We start from the raw sequence: 17,008 nt of genomic DNA, 5'->3' as shown, positions 1-17,008 counted from the left end.
TTTCTATTAAATCATATTAAATATAACTTTATAAATCCATACCATGCGCGTTTTTATTTTTCGTTTCGAAAATCCTTTGATAAACATAAGTTTAAATTTATGTTTTATATTATAGTTATAATCTATAATTATTTCTGAATAATATTTAGATTCTGACGTCATATCTTCTTTCGCTAGATATAATTCTTTTACAAAATTTTGAATAATATGTTCTCGCGAAGAAAAAATATTTTTAAACATATTATTCAACATATATCGTAAATCATGGTGAAGAATTGTTGTTTTCATTCCACACACATTCATATCATGCTGCCGATATAAAATTAATGGTTTTTCATCAAAATAGATATCTGAGCCTATACATTTCGCAAGTCGATATATCCATGAATCATGTATACAATTTATTTTAGGGTAATTTTTCAATGTAAAATATACTAAGCTACGATTAAAAATCATGGTGCATCCTGAAGCTAATGATGGCCACAATATTTCCATATAATCATTGTAGTAGACAATATTTTCTTTTTTTATTTCATTGAGATTTTTATCCACAAATATTTTATTTGTATAATAAAGAGCACCTTTTGTATTTTTTGATTTCTCTAATCTACATACGCCCTCAAATAATTTATCCTCCATCCAGTAATCATCTTGATCTGAGAATGAAAAATAATGAATATCCGGATAATTCTTATATACAAAAGTAAGCGAACGCAAAAAACTATCTCTAACTCCTAAATTCTCTTTTTTAAGCTCATCAATCCATATAACATTCCTATAATTTGTACAATATTCTTTTATGATTTTTCTTGTATTATCTTTTGATCCATCATCTCTAATAAACAATAATACAGAAACTTTTTTTTGGTTTAGAATAGATTCTATTTGTTCCCGAATATATCGCTCTCCATTATATGTGGACATTATAACAGCAACATTCTCTACACTATTATCTAAACTGTTTGGCAATATCTTCATTTACTATTTCCTCACCGCTTTTATGTTTTAACTGCTCCTGGGATGCTTCACTCAAACCATTATTGACCACACAATTGTTATCACATGTACTACATTTGTCCAGTTCCTCTTTTGACACCCTTCCATCGCGATATTCACAACAAATTTTGTTCTCATACATACTATATGGATGTTTTGAAAACAGAGCTTTTAACTTATGAACGATAACCCAAATTGCAGGTTTCCAAATATATTTGTGCATCGCTGGGGAAACAGATCCAATCATCCAGCAATTTCTATCACAATGGCGAACTTTTTTTCTAACAGACTCAGCTTCTGGGCTATTCCATAACTCATTCCAAGTCTGAACATTCAAATTGCCCATAACTTCTTTATCCTTTGTTCCATTGCATGGCATAACATCACCATACGGATCAATGAAAAATGTATCAAAACTCATATCACAAGGTAATAAACGTTTTTGGCCATAAATATAATTAATCAAACCATGGTTAAAATACGCCCTAAACCATTTTTTAGGGCTATTGCTACGAAGCAACTCATTTACTAAATTTTCAAAATTTTTTGCAACCATTGGGCGATTATGAATAATATTTTTAGCTTCTACAAAATAGAAACTGTTATGTAAAGATGCAGTTGCAAACTCCATTCCCATTTCATCAGATATTTTATATAGCGGAACCAAATCAGAAGCATTTTTATCTTGTACTGTCATACCAAATCCAACATCTTTCATACCCATTTCTCGAAGTTTTTTTAATGTACTATAGCCTCTCTGATATCCGTTCTGCAAACCACGAATTTCATTATTGGTCTGTTCTAATCCTTCAATAGAAATGCGAATACCAATCTGAGGAAACTCTTTACAAAGATCAACAATACGATCTGTAAAAAATCCATTTGTAGAAATAACAATGCGATCAGACTTCTTATACAATTCGCGAACAATATCCTTCAAATCACTCCGAATAAATGGCTCTCCACCCGTAATATTTGTAAAATACATCTTGGGTAATTTCTTAATAGTTTCAATACTGATTTCTTCCTCCGGTTTCGAAGGAGCTTTATAACGATTACACATAGAGCATCGTGCATTACAACGATAAGTAACAATAACTGTACCATTTAATTTTTTTTCACTATTATTAGACATTCCTTTAATACCTCAATCTTTTTATTTTAAATTTCGCTTTCATTTATTTTCATATATTATTTCTGTTTTCTTAACTACATCATCCCAATTATATTTATTTAAAATAAAATTCGACGCTACTTTCTTCAATTCCCGAACTTTTCTTGAATTATCACAATTCTCTTGAAGCTTACGAACTAATTCACTCACATTCGATTTCTTGAAAATTACTGCCTTATTTTCCACCACTTCCGTACATTCAGGAATGTCCGAAACCAGGCAACAATTCCCATAGCTCATTGCTTCTAGCAAACTTAACGGCATTCCTTCCAAATCTGACGGGAGAGTATAAACGTATGCATTACTATATAATTCATCTAATATCTCTCCCTGTACAAATCCAGTAAAGATAATCCTACTGTCACTTTTAGATAACTCTTTCAGTTTGCAGGCAAATTCATCTGTATCACTAGAGCCTCCAGCGATTACCAGTTTCTTATCTGTTTTTATCTGTTTGAACGCTTCCACCAGATACCGAATCCCCTTCTCAGGTACCAACCGGCCAAGAAAGAGAAAATATGAATCTTTTGTAAGACCATATTTTTCTGTAATGATTTCTGCGTTTTTAATAGCTGGACGATTCACTCCATTAGGAATAAAATGTGTTTTTCTACCATATGTTTCCTGAAAATAATCCTGAACACCTTTGCTCAGAACGATTATTTCATCAGCATATTTCACTGCATTTCGTTCTCCCTGACGGATAAATTTTGAACCAAATCCATTTTTCCATTTTTCTCTTTGCCAATCGATTCCATGTATGGTCACTACAACTTTTTTCCCAAATAATTTGGGCAACCACGCAAAAAATGCTGGTCCTTCAGCATGAATATGTACTACGTCGTATCTTCCTAATGCACAGCATAGAGCCGCAAAAAAAGAAGAACTAACTGCTGCCAGTCCCTTTTTTTCAATAGTGGGAACTGTTTTCAGTTTTATCCCCTTATATTGGTTTTTAATTTTTGCATCATATTCTGCGCCACTTACATGATGTCCAGCTCTGTTGTAACAAACAACTGTATGTCCGTCTCTCACCAGACGGGTACACAGTTCTTCGACAACAATTTCCACGCCACCCTCCCGACTAGGTATTCTCTTATGCCCAAACATCGCTATCCGTAGCGGCTCTTTAACCTTTTTTTCTCTCAATACTTTCCATCCTTACAGAAGATGCTCGCATCTTCTTACTAATATTTTTAATTAATCCTATACGTTCACATTCTTATAACTTCGAATACACCCCGCACCCACAAGGCACAGTTCTTTGGCGACGCCTGCGTTGGGCCACCTGGCGGTATTCAACCGGAAAGGAGGCGTCACTGGCGCTTCCTCTCTTGCTGATTGCTCAGCATTTATATATAAGAGGCATTTCTGCCGCTTATTAACTTGATTTGTTGTTTTTCCGGAAGCTTTCCTGGCATTTGCGGCCCAGGTTTCGGGCGCCGTTCAGGAAGCGGTTGACCTGATGGCCGTTCTGGCAGATGAATACACTGCCTTGTTTTTTTCCGGTGGCTCCGCAGATGGAACATTGCTTTTCTGTTCCGTCGGCGCGCAGCTCAAGTACCAGGATTCCTTCTGCCCAGGCCTTGTATTTCAGATAATTCCGGATGCGGATACTTAAGTGAAGAGGCGAATAATTGCCGCTTCTGTACATGGATATCCTGGAAAAATCTTCATCATACTCCGGCAGTACTAGTATCCCGGTCTGATTTTCTTTGCAGAAATCCATGATCTCCTTGCTGACCTGATGTGCGTAATGTTCATTCAGGTGCTTGAGATGCATGTAATATTTCCTGTTTGGCTGACTGACGTTGTCTTTATCGGTAAATGCCCTGGATGCTTCTACTTTTTTCAGCAAAGCTCTGCAATGATGTCGGTATGCATTTCCGCCTCTGCAGTTTTTTACAGCCAGCTGTCTGGATTCTTCATCCAGAACTGTGCATACTGCAAAGCTGTCCGTATTGGTAAAGCGGACGCTGCATACTCTGGCGCCTTCCTGCATTCGTTCCTTTGCTGTCCGGGCATCGGAGTTTTCCTGCTTGACAGGTACATGGAACATGAGCCATTTTTCCTCATGGACCAATGTCGGTGACAGGATTGCTGCTTCCTTCGGGAAGGGGCGTCCTGTAAGTCCACAGGGTACCCAGATCCATTTCTTTCCGTTCCAGAGCTTCAGCACTACGGAGGTGTCTGTCAGGTCTCTGTACATTCCCTTGAAAAAGGTGATGTTGGCATCGATCTTTTCGGGGAAGCTTTCTGCGCTTGCTGCGGTCTTTACTGCCATTGCAGCTTTGTTCATGGCAGATCTCCGAAAGTAAACGGGGAGCTTTCCGCCTGGCGGGATGTACTTTGGTTCTCTTCCGTCTCTTCCGGGAACGGTAAGCTTTTCCAGATGTCCCTGGATGGTCAGCAGATTTTCGGCCCAGAGTTCTTCTCTTTCTTTCAGGAGCTCATAGTAAAAGGCTACGGCTTCCCGATACAGGGCTTCTGTTGTTTCGATCATCTGCTTTTCCGGACAAAAGAGCCGCATTTTCCATGTTTTGATACTGTATCCTGTTTTCATGGCATCTCTTTCTGCTGTCAGGTATCGCTTAATATCTTCATTAGCGAAAAAAACTTATAACACTGTTAAATGCTGGCTTTTCTGGCACAGCTGACCACGATTTTGACCACTAATCATTGGAAAGAAAAAAGAAAAAATACCTGAAAAGTATTGATTTTACGCGGATTTGCGTAAGAAAAAAGTGACCACTTTTTGTGACCACTAATGTTAGATTTCGATGATTCTCAGACGATTTATTCACTTTTTGATACATAAATGCTGCATATCTCGCTTAAAAAGTGACATTATTAGCATGCTGCATACCTTGGCACGCCTTGACAAAGGAAAATATCAATGGTATCCTTTAAAATGGCTGTGAAATATGTCTTTTTAGGTCTGTGACTTATGAAGATAATAAGCGACACAATCCCCATAATCCACGAGCTGTCCAAGGATGTTTCCTCTTGTACCAGCTCTTTTTTTATGCCTAATCGACATTTCCATGCCCAAATGCTATACTATACCCGCAGGCCGCCTGATCTGGCTTTTGGCCTGCTAAATTTCAGAAAAGGATTTTTTTCTATGGAGAGAATTATTACTTATACGATCTCAACCGGGGAGTCCGGGGAAAATGTTCTTGGTTTTCTTCGGAAGAAGGGTTTTTCCAAACATATATTGACGACTATGAAGCGTGCAGAGCATGCGATCCTGCTGAACGGAGAACCGGCTTTTGGCAGAACGATCCTGAGGGAGAGGGATGTTCTCCGCATCCTTGTTCCGGAGGAAGTCGGGGACGGATCGGAGTCTTCCATTATTCCGGTGCCGCTGCCTCTGGATATCCTGTATGAGGATGAGGATATCCTTGTGCTGAACAAGCCTGCTGATATGCCTGTGCATCCCTCTGCGGGGAACTATGAGAATACTCTTGCCAACGGTGTTGCCTGGTATTATAAGCAACAGGGGAAGGCTTTTGTCTACCGTTGCATCAACCGGCTGGACAGGGATACCACGGGGGTGCTGGTGCTGGCCAAGAACCCTCTGAGCGGGGCTCTTCTCTCGGCCCAGATGAAGCAGCGCCAGATCCGGCGTACCTATCTTGCACTTACTGACGGGATCCCACCGGAAAGGGGGACGATCTCCGCTCCTGTTGCCAGAATGGATGCTTCTGTGATCACAAGGGAGGTTAATTTTGAGCGTGGGGAGACTGCTGTAACTCATTATGAGCGTCTTGCTGTCAACAACGGATATGCTCTTGTGGAGTTGCATCTGGATACGGGGAGGACCCATCAGATCCGGGTGCATATGAAGTATATCGGCTGTCCGCTGCCAGGGGATTTTCTGTATCATCCGGTTTTTGACCGGATCGGACGCCAGGCCCTGCATTCCTTCCAGCTGGAATTTGCCCACCCGATCACCGGGGAACCGATGTGTTTCCTGGCACCTGTGCCTGAGGATTTCCGCAGAGCATTTGCACAGTAAAAAAATCAGCTGTCCGGTACGTGTTTTCTGCACCGGCAGCTGATTTTTTTGTTGTTTTTATTTATTTTTTTTGTAGATCACAAGGAGTCCTTTGAGCAGAAGGTCCTCATCCAGAATGATTTCTTTCTTACAATGAGAAATGATCTTTTTTGCAAGACCACCTGTTGCGATCACGGTTGTTTTCTCACCAAGTTCTTCTTCCACCCGGTCAATGATCCCGTCGATAGCTGCTGCGTTGCTGTAGAGCACGCCACTTTTCATGCATTCGATGGTATTGCGCCCGATCACATGCTTCGGGGCATCAATGCTGATCCCGCTGAGCTGGGATGCTCTGGCTGTCAGTGCATCCAGGGATATTCCGATGCCAGGAAGGATCATTCCGCCAATGTATTGCTTTTTGCTGTTGACAACCGAAACTGTAGTGGCGGTTCCCATATCGATCACAATAAACGGAACCGGATATTCATTTAATCCTGCCACAGCGTCTGCCACAAGATCCGCGCCCAGCTGTCCGGGGTTGTCCATCATGATGTTCAGACCTGTTTTTACTCCTGGTCCCAGGACCATGACTTCTTTTTTGAGGATCTTTTCTGCTGCCAGCTTGGCAATGTTGGTGATCTGCGGGACTACAGATGAAATGATACAGCCTTCTATGTCTGCCTTTTTGATGTGGTAGATTTCCAGTAAGGTTTTCAGGTCTACGGCATATTCCAGTTCTGTTTTTGTTCTTACGGTAGAAAGTCTCTCGATGAAATATGTTTTTTTGTCATCGATGCAGCCCACGACTATGTTGGTATTTCCAATATCAATTGCTAATATCATAATTTTATTTTCCCTGTCTTTATGCTTTTGTCTTCTCACGGCTGATCTGTGCGGATGGGATCAGATGTGCCTTGGAAAGTGCGGCTCCCACTGCTCCTGTGATCACTGTGGAGGAAATCATTTCGCATACTGCGTTGATCCCTACCATGAGACAGCAGCCGATGATGATGTTATGACCGCCCATCAGATTTTTTACATAATCGGTATTTCCGAACAGTCCTACAAGTGCCGCCATGAAGAACAGTGTATTCAGGAATGCGGAAAAGAATCCGGTTACTGCACATGCCACATAGGTATTGCTGACCTTTCGCATGCCTTTAAAAATATATCCGAGGCAGATACCGTCCAGAAGACGTGGGATGAAGCGCTGGATAAAGGCAAATACCGGATTGATACCGAAAAGCACAACTCCCATTGCACTGGAGCCGCCTACTCCTATGCACTGGAGAAAGCTGGTCAGGCCGAAGATCGCACCTGCCACGGCTCCTCCTACGGGTCCGAGGACGACTGCACTGATGGCTACCGGGATCACGTTAAAGGAAATGGCCAGTGGCCCGATGTTCAGATATCCCAGTGGTGTGTAGGCCATCAGCAGAAGGATTGCTGCCATCAGGCCGAGTAATGTAAGCTGTGCTGTTGTAAATTTGTTGTTTTTCATTTCTTCTCCTCCTTGTTACCGTTCCGCTCTGTGAATATTTCCGGAAATACAGCATTTCCCGGCGTTTTCTGCGGATACAATACGGTGATGGAAAGCGGTGATCTTTTTGTTCCGCTTTTCGTTGTTAAAACCGGCTCTCTGACCGGCTCTGTAGATATGCTTCTGCCTTTGTGGTAAGCAGAAGGATCTGATCCAGGATCTTTAACGCTGCATCCTCCTTGCTCATAAGCGGGAGTGACACTTCTTCATCCTGTGTGATCAGAGTCAGGACATTGGTATCTCCCTGGAATCCGGCGCCTTCTACCTTCAGGTTGTTGGCTGCCACCATATCCAGGTTTTTCTTCTCAAGCTTGGCTCTGGAATTACGGAGCATGTCTCTGGTCTCCATGGAAAATCCGCAGAGGAACTGGCCCTGCTTTTTGTGCTGGCCCAGATATTTCAGAATGTCGTCTGTCCTCTCGAGCTCTATGGAAGCCTGATCGTCTTTTTTCTTAACCTTGTCTTCACTGACCTGCTTCGGACGGTAGTCTGCCACTGCGGCAGCCTTGATGATGATGTCCTGTTCATCACTTAAGCCGGTCACTGCCTCGAACATATCTCTGGCAGATGTCACAGGTACGACCTTCACAAAAAGGGGCGGCTCAATAGCAGTAGGTCCGCTTACCAGCGTAACCTCTGCTCCTCTGAGCATGGCCATTTTTGCAATGGCGTATCCCATCTTTCCGGATGAATGGTTGGTGAGACAGCGGACCGGGTCGATGGCCTCCTGGGTAGGTCCGGCCGTTACCAGGAGCTTTTTGCCGGCAAGGTCTTTCTGGAAGGCGGCTTCCTTCAGGATATATTCCAGAAGGGTTTCCGGTTCCGGCATTTTTCCGGCTCCGGTGTCTCCGCATGCCAGGTAGCCGCTGGCCGGTGTGATCACCTCATATCCGTAGGTTTTCAGCTTCCGGATATTGTCCTGTACCACGGGATTCTCATACATGGCGGTATTCATGGCCGGTGAAAGAATTTTCTGACATCTGCAGGCCATTACCGTAGTGGTGAGCATATCATCCGCAAGGCCATTGGCCAGCTTTCCGATCACGTTTGCACTGGCTGGTGCGATCATCACAACATCTGCCTTCTTGGCAATGGATACGTGCTCTACCTGGAACTGAAAGTTCCGGTCAAAGGTATCCACCAGGCATTTATTCCCAGTCAGTGTTTCAAATGTGATCGGATTGATAAAGTTCGTTGCATTCTCTGTCATCAGTACATGAACATCTGCATGAAGCTTATGTAATGCACTTGTCAGATATGCGATCTTGTACGCAGCAATACTTCCTGTGATGCCAAGAAGCACTGTTTTCCCTTTCAGCATCCCTGTCCCTCCTGTCAGTCAACCATACGGATACTCTCAATCACCGGCTGCTGGTCCTTTGCAATGGTTCCGTTGCCGTCTGTCGGCTTGGCATCCTTGCAGATCTGATCTACAATGTCCATCCCGGAGGTCACGTGTCCAAATGCAGCATAGTCGCCATCCAGATGTGTGGAATCGGACTGTACGATAAAGAACTGAGAGCTTGCGCTGTCCGGATCTGTGCTGCGGGCCATGGAAATGGTTCCTCTTACATGAGAAATATCGTTCTTCACTCCATTGCTGGAAAATTCGCCCTTGATGGTGTCCTCTGCTCCGCCGGTTCCGTCTCCGTTTGGATCTCCGCCCTGGATCATAAATCCGTCAATGATCCGGTGGAAGGTCAGACCGTCATAATAATTGTCCTGTACCAGCTTTACAAAATTTGTGACTGTGATGGGTGCAGTGTCTGCATCCAACTCTACATCAATCTCACCATAGTCCTTTACGGTGATGGCAGCATGATGGGTTCCTGTCAGCTGCTGGCTGGTATCGATCACAGTTGTTCCTGCCATTTGTGCATCCTCGGAACCATCGGAAAATTCTCCGTCTGCGCTGTCTGTATCCTCTGTACTGTCTGCGGAGCTGTCTGCAGAAGCTTCGGTTTCATGTGAGGTGTCCTCTGCATCACCGGAAGCCTCCTGATCATCGGCGCTTTCTTCATGGTCTGAAAAGCCTGCCGCCTCAGCCTCCTCCTCGGATACTGCATTGGCTGCTGTCTCTTCATCTACGCCTGTCTGTCCTTCTGAGGTTTCTTTCTCCAGAGATTCTTCCTTCTGGTCTGCTTTGTCAGAAGTACTGTCTGTGCTTCCGCATCCGGAAAGCATTCCTGCGGTAAGAGCTGTCGCAAATAATACGGCTAAAACCTTACGTTTCATATTTATAAGTCCTCCTTATCAGATCCCGAAAACGCCTGTTCCGGCATTTTCAGGTGAGCTTTTCACTCTCCCCCTGTAAGCTTTTCTCAGTTTAACATCATCTTTTCATAAAGTCAACTTTGCACGGAACCAGGTGCAGGAGTTACTGTTCATTTTGTTCTCAGTAACGTGCAGGATTCCCTTTGTTTTGCCTTGTATCTCTTCCGGTTCTCTGCTAAAATCATGTATGGAGCTTATTATGGGCTCCGTACATATAAGAAAGTGAGGAATCAACATGGAAAAGATCACAAGTTTTACCATTGACCATATCAAGCTTCAGCCTGGCGTATACGTTTCACGTAAGGATCCGGTTGGAGATCAGGTGATCACTACCTTCGATATCCGTATGACTTCTCCCAATGAGGAGCCTGTTATGAACACAGCCGAGCTTCACGCCATGGAGCATCTGGCAGCTACCTTCCTGCGAAACCATAAGGAGTTTGGCCCGAAGGTCATTTACTGGGGTCCTATGGGCTGCCGTACCGGAAATTATCTTCTTCTTAACGGGGATTATGAATCCAGAGATATCGTTCCGCTGATGATCGAGATGTTTGAATTTATCCGCGATTTTGAGGGTGAGATCCCGGGAGCTTCTCCCAAGGACTGCGGAAATTATCTGGATATGAACCTTGGCATGGCAAAATATCTGGCAAAGAAATTCCTAAACGAAGTTCTCTACGATATCAAGCCGGACCGTCTTGTTTATCCGGAATGATCTGCGGGTACGATCCGCTGGCATGATCCTTGTGTTCTGAACGGACTATATGCCGAAACAAAAAAACAGGCTGCCTGTATCGATGTATTTCATCGAATACAGCTGCCTGTTTTTTATTATATCAAGGAGATATCTGCAATTAAAGCAGGATCAGGATTTCCCTGATCTGGTCAAAAGCCTGTAGTCTGTGCTCTACTGTGCTGCTTCTGCGGTAGTATCTGCTGCCACTGCTCCTACCGGCGGGGTTGTGCTGACGTAATCGCCGGATGCGTAGCAGGTCTGGCCATTATAATCCACACGGATCCATCCATTGTCACAGACACCGGTACACTTCAGGGATTCTCCGGAAAGGACACCTGCCACAAACTCTGCCTCTGCATTGGCGTCAGAACGTAAATTCACACCCTCCACTGCATAGTAGGTGGCATCCTGAGCCTGTACGTTGATGCCGCTTGGGGTCTGCTCCGTAGCTGCTGTCTGTGCTGCGGGATCTGCTGCCCCAGCTGTGGTGGAGTCTGCCGCCGCTGCTGCTCCGTCTGCTGTGGAATCTGCTGCTGCCTTCGGTGTAGGTGTTGCAGTTGCCTTCGGCTTCTCTGTGGGCTCCGGCGTCGGTGTGGAATCTACTACTGTTACCACTGCATCGGTTCCTTCCTCATATCCACAGCCCTGTGCAAGGAAAGCCGCGCCTATTATCAAAGCCATAATACATTTTTTCTTCATTTTATCTGATTCCTCCTTATACGCCGGTAAAAATTCTCTGCGTCCAATATACACGATTCTGCAATATTATGCAAGTCCTGGCCGGTTCTTTCACATATTTACCGGCTCAAAAAGCACCCGGACAGTTCCGCCGCAGATCATTCCCAGATCTCCTGCCCCCTGTCCCAGCTCGTAAACCTTTGTTTCCGTATTTCGGATATTTACTGCGTGTTTTCCGGCTTCAAACTCCACTTTTCCGCCGCCGATGCTTCCTGCCGTGCTTCCGTCCCGGAATACGAACATCTTGCTCCCAGTTCCTCTTGGTGAGGAGCCCTTCTTCTCGATGATCGTGACCATGGTTCCCGGTGTCCTGCGGCGTACTGCTGCCTCCACCTCCTCATCACAGTAGGTGCGGAAATGCCGGTTCTTTTCCTGCACGATCTCTGCCATGATGCTCACGGCGATCTCAGCCGGCATCTGTCCTCCGATGGGAAGTCCGATGGGGGCATGGATCTGATCCAGCTGTTCCTCCGTAAAGCCCTCTTTTAGGAGCTTTTCCCTGGTGATCCGCACCTTTGTCCTGCTTCCGATCATTCCGAAATATGCAAAGGGTCTCTTAAGGATCGCTCTTGCACAGGCGGAATCTCCCAGATGGCCTCGTGTCACCACTACATAGTAGGCATTTTCATAGGGAGGAATCCTGTCGGACAGGGTATCAAACTCTCCAAAGATCCTCTCATCTGCCATGGGAAATCTTTCCTCCGTCACAAATTCCTCCCGGTCATCCATGACTGTTACATGAAAGCCCAGCATCCTGCCAATCTCTGCTACCGGAAGAGAAACATGGCCGCCACCCAGTATGATCAGCCTGGGATTCTTCTCGTAGGTTTCCACAAATATCTCCCTATCTCCGTTTTTCACAACGCCGGTTTCCACGGCTGCTTCCACGGAAGCCTTCAGGAATTCTTCTGCTTCTTTATTTCTTTCTGCTCCCTCCGGATAAAAAAAGCCGCCTTCTTCCGAAAGATATTTCAGCCCGGCATCCTTTCCGTTCAGAAGGATTCCTGTTTTTACACGCCCTCTTTTTTCTACCACATCATATATTGTCTGATACATGTCTTGTGTCCTTTCTGTCCGTCTTTCGCCGCTTATTCCAGGGCAAGCTCTTTTACCGCTCTGGCAGCCACATCCACCTCTTCTTCCGTATTAAAATAAGAAAAGCTGAAGCGGACGGCTCCTGTTTTTTCGGTTCCAAGTGCTTTATGCATCAGCGGTGCACAGTGGCCGCCGGCTCTTACACTGATCCCGTACTCTTCATCAAGGATCATGGCCACTTCTGCCGAGTCCATCCCTGCAATATTCAGAGTCACCACAGGGGAGCGTTCTTCTCCGGAAAAATCTCCGTACAGGGTGACTCCCGGAATTTCCTTTACCTGGTCATAAAAACGCCACATCAGCTGCTGCTCTCTTTTTCGGATCTGTTCTGTCCCGGTTTCCCTGATCCAGCTGATTGCTGCGCCAAGGCCTGCGATCCCGTGGCTATTCAGGGTTCCGGCCTCCAGTGCCTCCGGCATATCCTGCGGATGCTCCCTCTGAAAGGTGAGGACGCCGCTTCCGCCTACCTTCAGAGGCTCCACAGCTACCCCCGGCCGAACACAGATGGCTCCTGTGCCCTGAGGTCCCATAAGGCCCTTATGTCCGGAAAAGCAAAGAATATCTATATGATCTTTTTTCATGGAAATCGGAAATACTCCTGCTGTCTGAGCAGCATCCACAATAAAAAGCTTCTGGTGCTTCTGTGCGATCTCACCGATGGCGTAGATATCATTGAGATTTCCTGTCAGATTGGAAGCGTGGGTACAGACGATCACCTTCGTCTCCGGACGGATGGCTGCTTCAAGCTCCGTAAGGGAGATCCGTCCCTTGCGGTCTGCCGGCAGGATCGTAAGCTTCATGCCGTTTTTTTCCAGGCGGTACAGTGGACGGAGCACACTGTTGTGATCCATCTCCGTACAGATCGCATGGATAGTTTCTTCCTCCGGATGAAGTGTTCCCTGCAGGGCGATATTGAGCGCTTCCGTGTCATTGGATGTAAAGGCCACACATTCCGGTCCCCATATGTCAAACATCTCTGCAATCTGGCATCTTGTATTAAAAATAAGCCTTGAGGCTGCCATTGCTTCTCCGCTGCTGCCTCTTCCGCTGTTTCCTGCATGCTGCATGGCTTCCACCACAGCACGAGGCACACAGTCCGGCTTATGAAAGCTTGTAGCCGCGTTATCCAGATAAATCATTTCATTCTCCTTGTGATTTTTATCAAATACCTTTATAATAAACTCTGGCTTTATTTTATACTATCCGAGGAGGTTTTCCAATGAAAAAAACATCTTTTTTCAACAGTCTGCCATTTAAGCTGCTGGTTGCTGTGATCCTGGGGATCATGGCCGGGCTTATCCTGAACCGGTACAGCACCAACGGAATCTCCATGGCAGTTCTCAATATCACAGTTACTATCAAGTACATTCTGGGCCAGATCATTACCTTCTGCGTACCGCTGATCGTGCTGGGATTTATCGCTCCGTCCATTACCCGGCTTGGCAAAAATGCTTCGCTGATGCTGGGAGTTGCGGTTGTCCTCGCTTACGGCTCCTCTGTTGGCGCAGCGCTTTTTTCTACAGCCTCCGGCTTTCTGATCATTCCACATCTGTCCATCCATTCCTATGCTGCAGGACTGAAGCAGCTGCCGGAGGTGATCTTTGAACTGGAGATCCCGCAGATCATGTCCGTTATGAGTGCTCTTGTGTTTGCAATGATGCTGGGCCTTGCCGCCACCTGGACAAAAGCGAAGCTGATCACAGGACTTCTGGATGAATTTCAGAAGATCGTTCTTTCTCTGGTTGCACGGATCATCATCCCCATTCTTCCGCTGTTCATCGGCACTACCTTCTGCAGCCTTGCCTACGAGGGAACCATCACCAGACAGCTGCCTGTTTTTCTGAAGATCATCGTACTGGTGCTTGCCGGGCATTTTATCTGGATGGCTCTTCTTTACATCCTTGCAGGAATCTATTCCGGAGAAAATCCTCTGGAGGTTGTCCGCCATTATGGTCCTGCCTATCTGACTGCCGTAGGGACCATGTCCTCTGCTGCCACACTGGCCGTTGCACTGCAGTGTGCCTCCAAAGCCAAACCGCTCCGCAAGGATCTTGTCAGCTTCGGGATCCCTCTTTTTGCAAACATCCATCTCTGTGGTTCCGTCCTGACAGAGGTTTTCTTCTGTATGGCGATTTCAAAGATCCTGTACGGCTCCGTTCCCACACCGGGTACCATGGTTCTGTTCTGCCTTCTTCTGGGTATCTTTGCCATCGGAGCTCCCGGCGTTCCCGGCGGAACCGTCATGGCATCCCTTGGTATCATCACCGGAATACTGAAATTCGACAGCTCCGGCACTGCACTGATGCTTACCATCTTTGCACTGCAGGACAGCTTCGGAACTGCATGCAACGTGACCGGCGACGGTGCGCTGACACTGATGCTCACCGGCTATGCAAAGCGCCATCATATTGAGGAGCAGCAACTTGACGTAGAATTGTAAGTTCGGAGCTAAGTCAGGCGGATATTTGCGATCCGATCCGCTTCGTTGCTTGCTCATAACCGGATATCAACTGTTTTATGTCTTTTATGAGAAAATACTGGCTCGAGATGAATTTCCATTGTGACCGTTTCAGGAGTACGGCGGTAATTTTCTGTTCCGTCTTTCTCCTGCGGTTCTGAGATAACGATTTTACTGTTCAGCCGGTGGGAACGTTCTCTGTGTTCCAATATTCAACACCATCCGGATATGCATTCATTTCAAATATGATATCCTGTTTTTTTTAATTCTTCCCTATACAATTCAGCTATATATGCCGGACCATTACACCACAGCTTTGTTTTCTCATCATACAGTGCTTTTCCTGTCTTTGAACATAGAAAATCTGTCAATACCTCTTTTCTGTCCTTGCCCGTCTCTTCTGCGGAAGCAACCCGATCAGATAGCGCAGCACGCGCCTAAAAAACCACCAAGACCTACAATTATGCAATTAATCATACGTTTTTATGCTCCTTACCTTTTCCGCAGGATTTCTTTTGGCGGTTCGATCTCATTGGCGATCGTATGCTCTGTCAGTTCTGAAAGGATGCGCAATTTGGCATTGATCATCGGACGCATGCAGTTCGGTACATGCTCCTGATGTGCCCGGTGAATGGCAACACATTCTTTACAGTTGCCATGATAACGGCAGGCTTTCTGACATGGGCAGTGATCTTTGTCTGCATATTCTGTCCGAAACGCACTGGCAAATTCTTCCTGAATCCGAAGCCCCTCCGCACGGTTACCTTTATGAAATTCCTGCATTGCATGTTTTTCTGTTTCGTTTCCGTCAATAATCATTCGACTGTTCCTTTCTACTCTCCAACCACAACCCTGCAGTCCTTTTTATAATATGCGATGCCATGAGTTTATGGTGCCTGGCACTAACATTTCCGAAAAACTGGAATTTGGCTATTTCGTTGCAACAATACTTATCCAATGATTTTTTGCATTTGAATACGTTTTGATCTCTGTAAAACCCGCTTCTTTCAAAGCAGCAACAAGTTGTTTAGATGTGTAAATCTTCATACCATTGATCATCTTTGTCCATTTTTCATCTGCGGCATTCGTTCCGTCACTCTCGTTACAAATCAGGAATATGCCTTCGCTTTTCAGCACACGGTTGACCTCGGAAAAGCATTTTACTAATCCTGGCCAAAAGTAAACTGTTTCGAAGGCAGAAACATAATCAAAAGTCGCGTCAGAAAAGGGTATGGCAGATACATCTCCTTGAACTACATTACATTTCCCTTGTTTAATGGCGAGGGCGTTCAATTTTTGAGATTCTGCCACACTAACCTCAGAATAATCCATTCCTGTCACGTAGCCATTTCTACATCTATCAAGCCAGACCGCAATATTTGCTCCGCCGCCACAGCCGACGTCCAGAACTTCAGCATCAGACTTCGCGGAGATATTTGAGAATCCCCATTGCGATAATTTGGCGTGACCGCTGTTCATCATCTTCGTCATCAATTTTCCGCCGAAGCCTTGTGGCTTACGGGTATTTTCAAAAAATATCATTACAGAATTCCTCCTCCACAAATACCGGTTTTCTTAATTCGACAAACCGGTATTGCTCAATCGTTTTTCTCCGTTAGGAGAATATACAATCCATAAATAAAAAGAACAAGGAATAAAACCGTAGGAATCAATAATCCATTTTCTAAAATACTTATAATCATTCTTCCAGGTGGCGTTACCCATGCAGTTGCTGGATTTTGCATTGCCACTATTATCATTCCTACAATACCAACAACACCACTTAATGTTAAAAAACCACCTTTTATATTTCTACTCATAAGCATTACCTCCTCGTTAAATACCGATTGTTCGAGCTTGTGGATCTCACATGACTAAAGTCACATGCTCCTCAGTCGCTTTAAGCGACAAGGCTAAATATCGGCGGATACGCCTGTAGCTTAGGATATGCGCAGTCATGCGCTTTTTCCATGCCAGATATGGCAGGTTCCCACACT

General features: G+C 45.1%; 16 protein-coding genes and 1 pseudogene. 3 read left to right on the top strand and 14 right to left on the bottom strand.

Annotation, left to right across the window (positions count from 1 at the left end):
• Positions 1–6: 6 nt before the first annotated feature.
• The 4 genes from EYS05_RS14645 to EYS05_RS14630 form a co-directional block, all read right to left on the bottom strand.
• On the bottom strand, positions 7–978 hold the full coding sequence (locus tag EYS05_RS14645; protein WP_138277450.1) for a glycosyltransferase: 972 nt from the start codon (positions 976–978) through the stop codon (positions 7–9).
• Positions 950–2,131: a radical SAM protein gene (locus EYS05_RS14640; RefSeq protein ID WP_138277449.1), complete on the bottom strand. Its 1,182-nt coding sequence runs from the start codon at positions 2,129–2,131 to the stop codon at positions 950–952. The genes EYS05_RS14645 and EYS05_RS14640 overlap by 29 nt, the downstream gene beginning before the upstream one ends.
• 39 nt (positions 2,132–2,170) lie before the next feature.
• Entirely contained in the window at positions 2,171–3,280 is a 1,110-nt protein-coding gene (locus tag EYS05_RS14635; RefSeq protein ID WP_138277744.1) for a glycosyltransferase family 4 protein, read from the bottom strand.
• Between the two features lie 271 nt (positions 3,281–3,551).
• Positions 3,552–4,733: a zinc ribbon domain-containing protein gene (locus EYS05_RS14630; RefSeq protein ID WP_138277448.1), complete on the bottom strand. Its 1,182-nt coding sequence runs from the start codon at positions 4,731–4,733 to the stop codon at positions 3,552–3,554.
• Positions 4,734–5,294: 561 nt separating this feature from the next.
• On the opposite strand from EYS05_RS14630, the gene EYS05_RS14625 reads away from it, so the two are divergent.
• Entirely contained in the window at positions 5,295–6,191 is an 897-nt protein-coding gene (locus EYS05_RS14625; RefSeq protein ID WP_138277447.1) for an RluA family pseudouridine synthase, read from the top strand.
• Between the two features lie 57 nt (positions 6,192–6,248).
• Here the strand turns inward: EYS05_RS14625 and EYS05_RS14620 are convergent, their stop codons facing one another.
• The 4 genes and pseudogenes from EYS05_RS14620 to EYS05_RS18225 all read right to left on the bottom strand — a co-directional run.
• Positions 6,249–7,013 carry a type III pantothenate kinase gene (locus tag EYS05_RS14620; protein ID WP_138277446.1) on the bottom strand — a complete coding sequence of 255 codons (765 nt, stop codon included), beginning with the start codon at positions 7,011–7,013 and terminating at the stop codon, positions 6,249–6,251.
• A gap of 19 nt (positions 7,014–7,032) precedes the next feature.
• The gene (locus EYS05_RS14615) at positions 7,033–7,671 is read right to left on the bottom strand and encodes an ECF transporter S component (RefSeq protein WP_118515968.1); all 639 of its coding nucleotides are present in this window, start codon (positions 7,669–7,671) and stop codon (positions 7,033–7,035) included.
• A 124-nt stretch (positions 7,672–7,795) separates the two neighbouring features.
• Entirely contained in the window at positions 7,796–9,031 is a 1,236-nt protein-coding gene (coaBC, locus tag EYS05_RS14610) for a bifunctional phosphopantothenoylcysteine decarboxylase/phosphopantothenate--cysteine ligase CoaBC (protein WP_138277445.1), read from the bottom strand.
• A gap of 14 nt (positions 9,032–9,045) precedes the next feature.
• Positions 9,046–9,549, bottom strand: a pseudogene (locus EYS05_RS18225) (peptidylprolyl isomerase); the annotation flags it as partial.
• Positions 9,550–10,219: 670 nt separating this feature from the next.
• On the opposite strand from EYS05_RS18225, the gene EYS05_RS14600 reads away from it, so the two are divergent.
• The gene (locus EYS05_RS14600; protein ID WP_015524777.1) at positions 10,220–10,699 is read left to right on the top strand and encodes an S-ribosylhomocysteine lyase; all 480 of its coding nucleotides are present in this window, start codon (positions 10,220–10,222) and stop codon (positions 10,697–10,699) included.
• Positions 10,700–10,891: 192 nt separating this feature from the next.
• On the opposite strand, the gene EYS05_RS14595 is transcribed toward EYS05_RS14600, so the two are convergent.
• From EYS05_RS14595 to EYS05_RS14585, 3 genes are all read right to left on the bottom strand, one after another.
• On the bottom strand, positions 10,892–11,419 hold the full coding sequence (locus tag EYS05_RS14595; protein ID WP_138277443.1) for an SH3 domain-containing protein: 528 nt from the start codon (positions 11,417–11,419) through the stop codon (positions 10,892–10,894).
• A 90-nt stretch (positions 11,420–11,509) separates the two neighbouring features.
• Complete coding sequence (locus EYS05_RS14590; RefSeq protein ID WP_138277442.1) at positions 11,510–12,514, bottom strand: XdhC family protein; 1,005 nt, start codon at positions 12,512–12,514, stop codon at positions 11,510–11,512.
• A gap of 32 nt (positions 12,515–12,546) precedes the next feature.
• The gene (locus EYS05_RS14585) at positions 12,547–13,692 is read right to left on the bottom strand and encodes an aminotransferase class V-fold PLP-dependent enzyme (RefSeq protein ID WP_138277441.1); all 1,146 of its coding nucleotides are present in this window, start codon (positions 13,690–13,692) and stop codon (positions 12,547–12,549) included.
• 80 nt (positions 13,693–13,772) lie between these two features.
• Here EYS05_RS14585 and EYS05_RS14580 point away from each other — a divergent pair, with 80 nt between their 5' ends.
• Complete coding sequence (locus EYS05_RS14580; RefSeq protein WP_118623820.1) at positions 13,773–14,993, top strand: dicarboxylate/amino acid:cation symporter; 1,221 nt, start codon at positions 13,773–13,775, stop codon at positions 14,991–14,993.
• A 510-nt stretch (positions 14,994–15,503) separates the two neighbouring features.
• Here the strand turns inward: EYS05_RS14580 and EYS05_RS14570 are convergent.
• The 3 genes from EYS05_RS14570 to EYS05_RS14560 form a co-directional block, all read right to left on the bottom strand.
• Positions 15,504–15,830, bottom strand: a complete 327-nt coding sequence (locus EYS05_RS14570; protein WP_119251558.1) for an LPS biosynthesis protein — start codon at positions 15,828–15,830, stop codon at positions 15,504–15,506.
• A gap of 111 nt (positions 15,831–15,941) precedes the next feature.
• A complete protein-coding gene (locus EYS05_RS14565) occupies positions 15,942–16,553 on the bottom strand; it encodes a class I SAM-dependent methyltransferase (RefSeq protein WP_138277440.1) in 612 nt (203 codons plus the stop codon).
• A 56-nt stretch (positions 16,554–16,609) separates the two neighbouring features.
• On the bottom strand, positions 16,610–16,831 hold the full coding sequence (locus tag EYS05_RS14560; RefSeq protein WP_138277439.1) for a peptidase M50: 222 nt from the start codon (positions 16,829–16,831) through the stop codon (positions 16,610–16,612).
• Positions 16,832–17,008: the final 177 nt, after the last annotated feature.

This window comes from Blautia sp. SC05B48 (assembly GCF_005848555.1).
In the GTDB taxonomy this organism is placed as follows: Bacteria; Bacillota; Clostridia; order Lachnospirales; family Lachnospiraceae; genus Blautia_A.
This window is presented reverse-complemented; position numbering and strand designations above follow the sequence as displayed.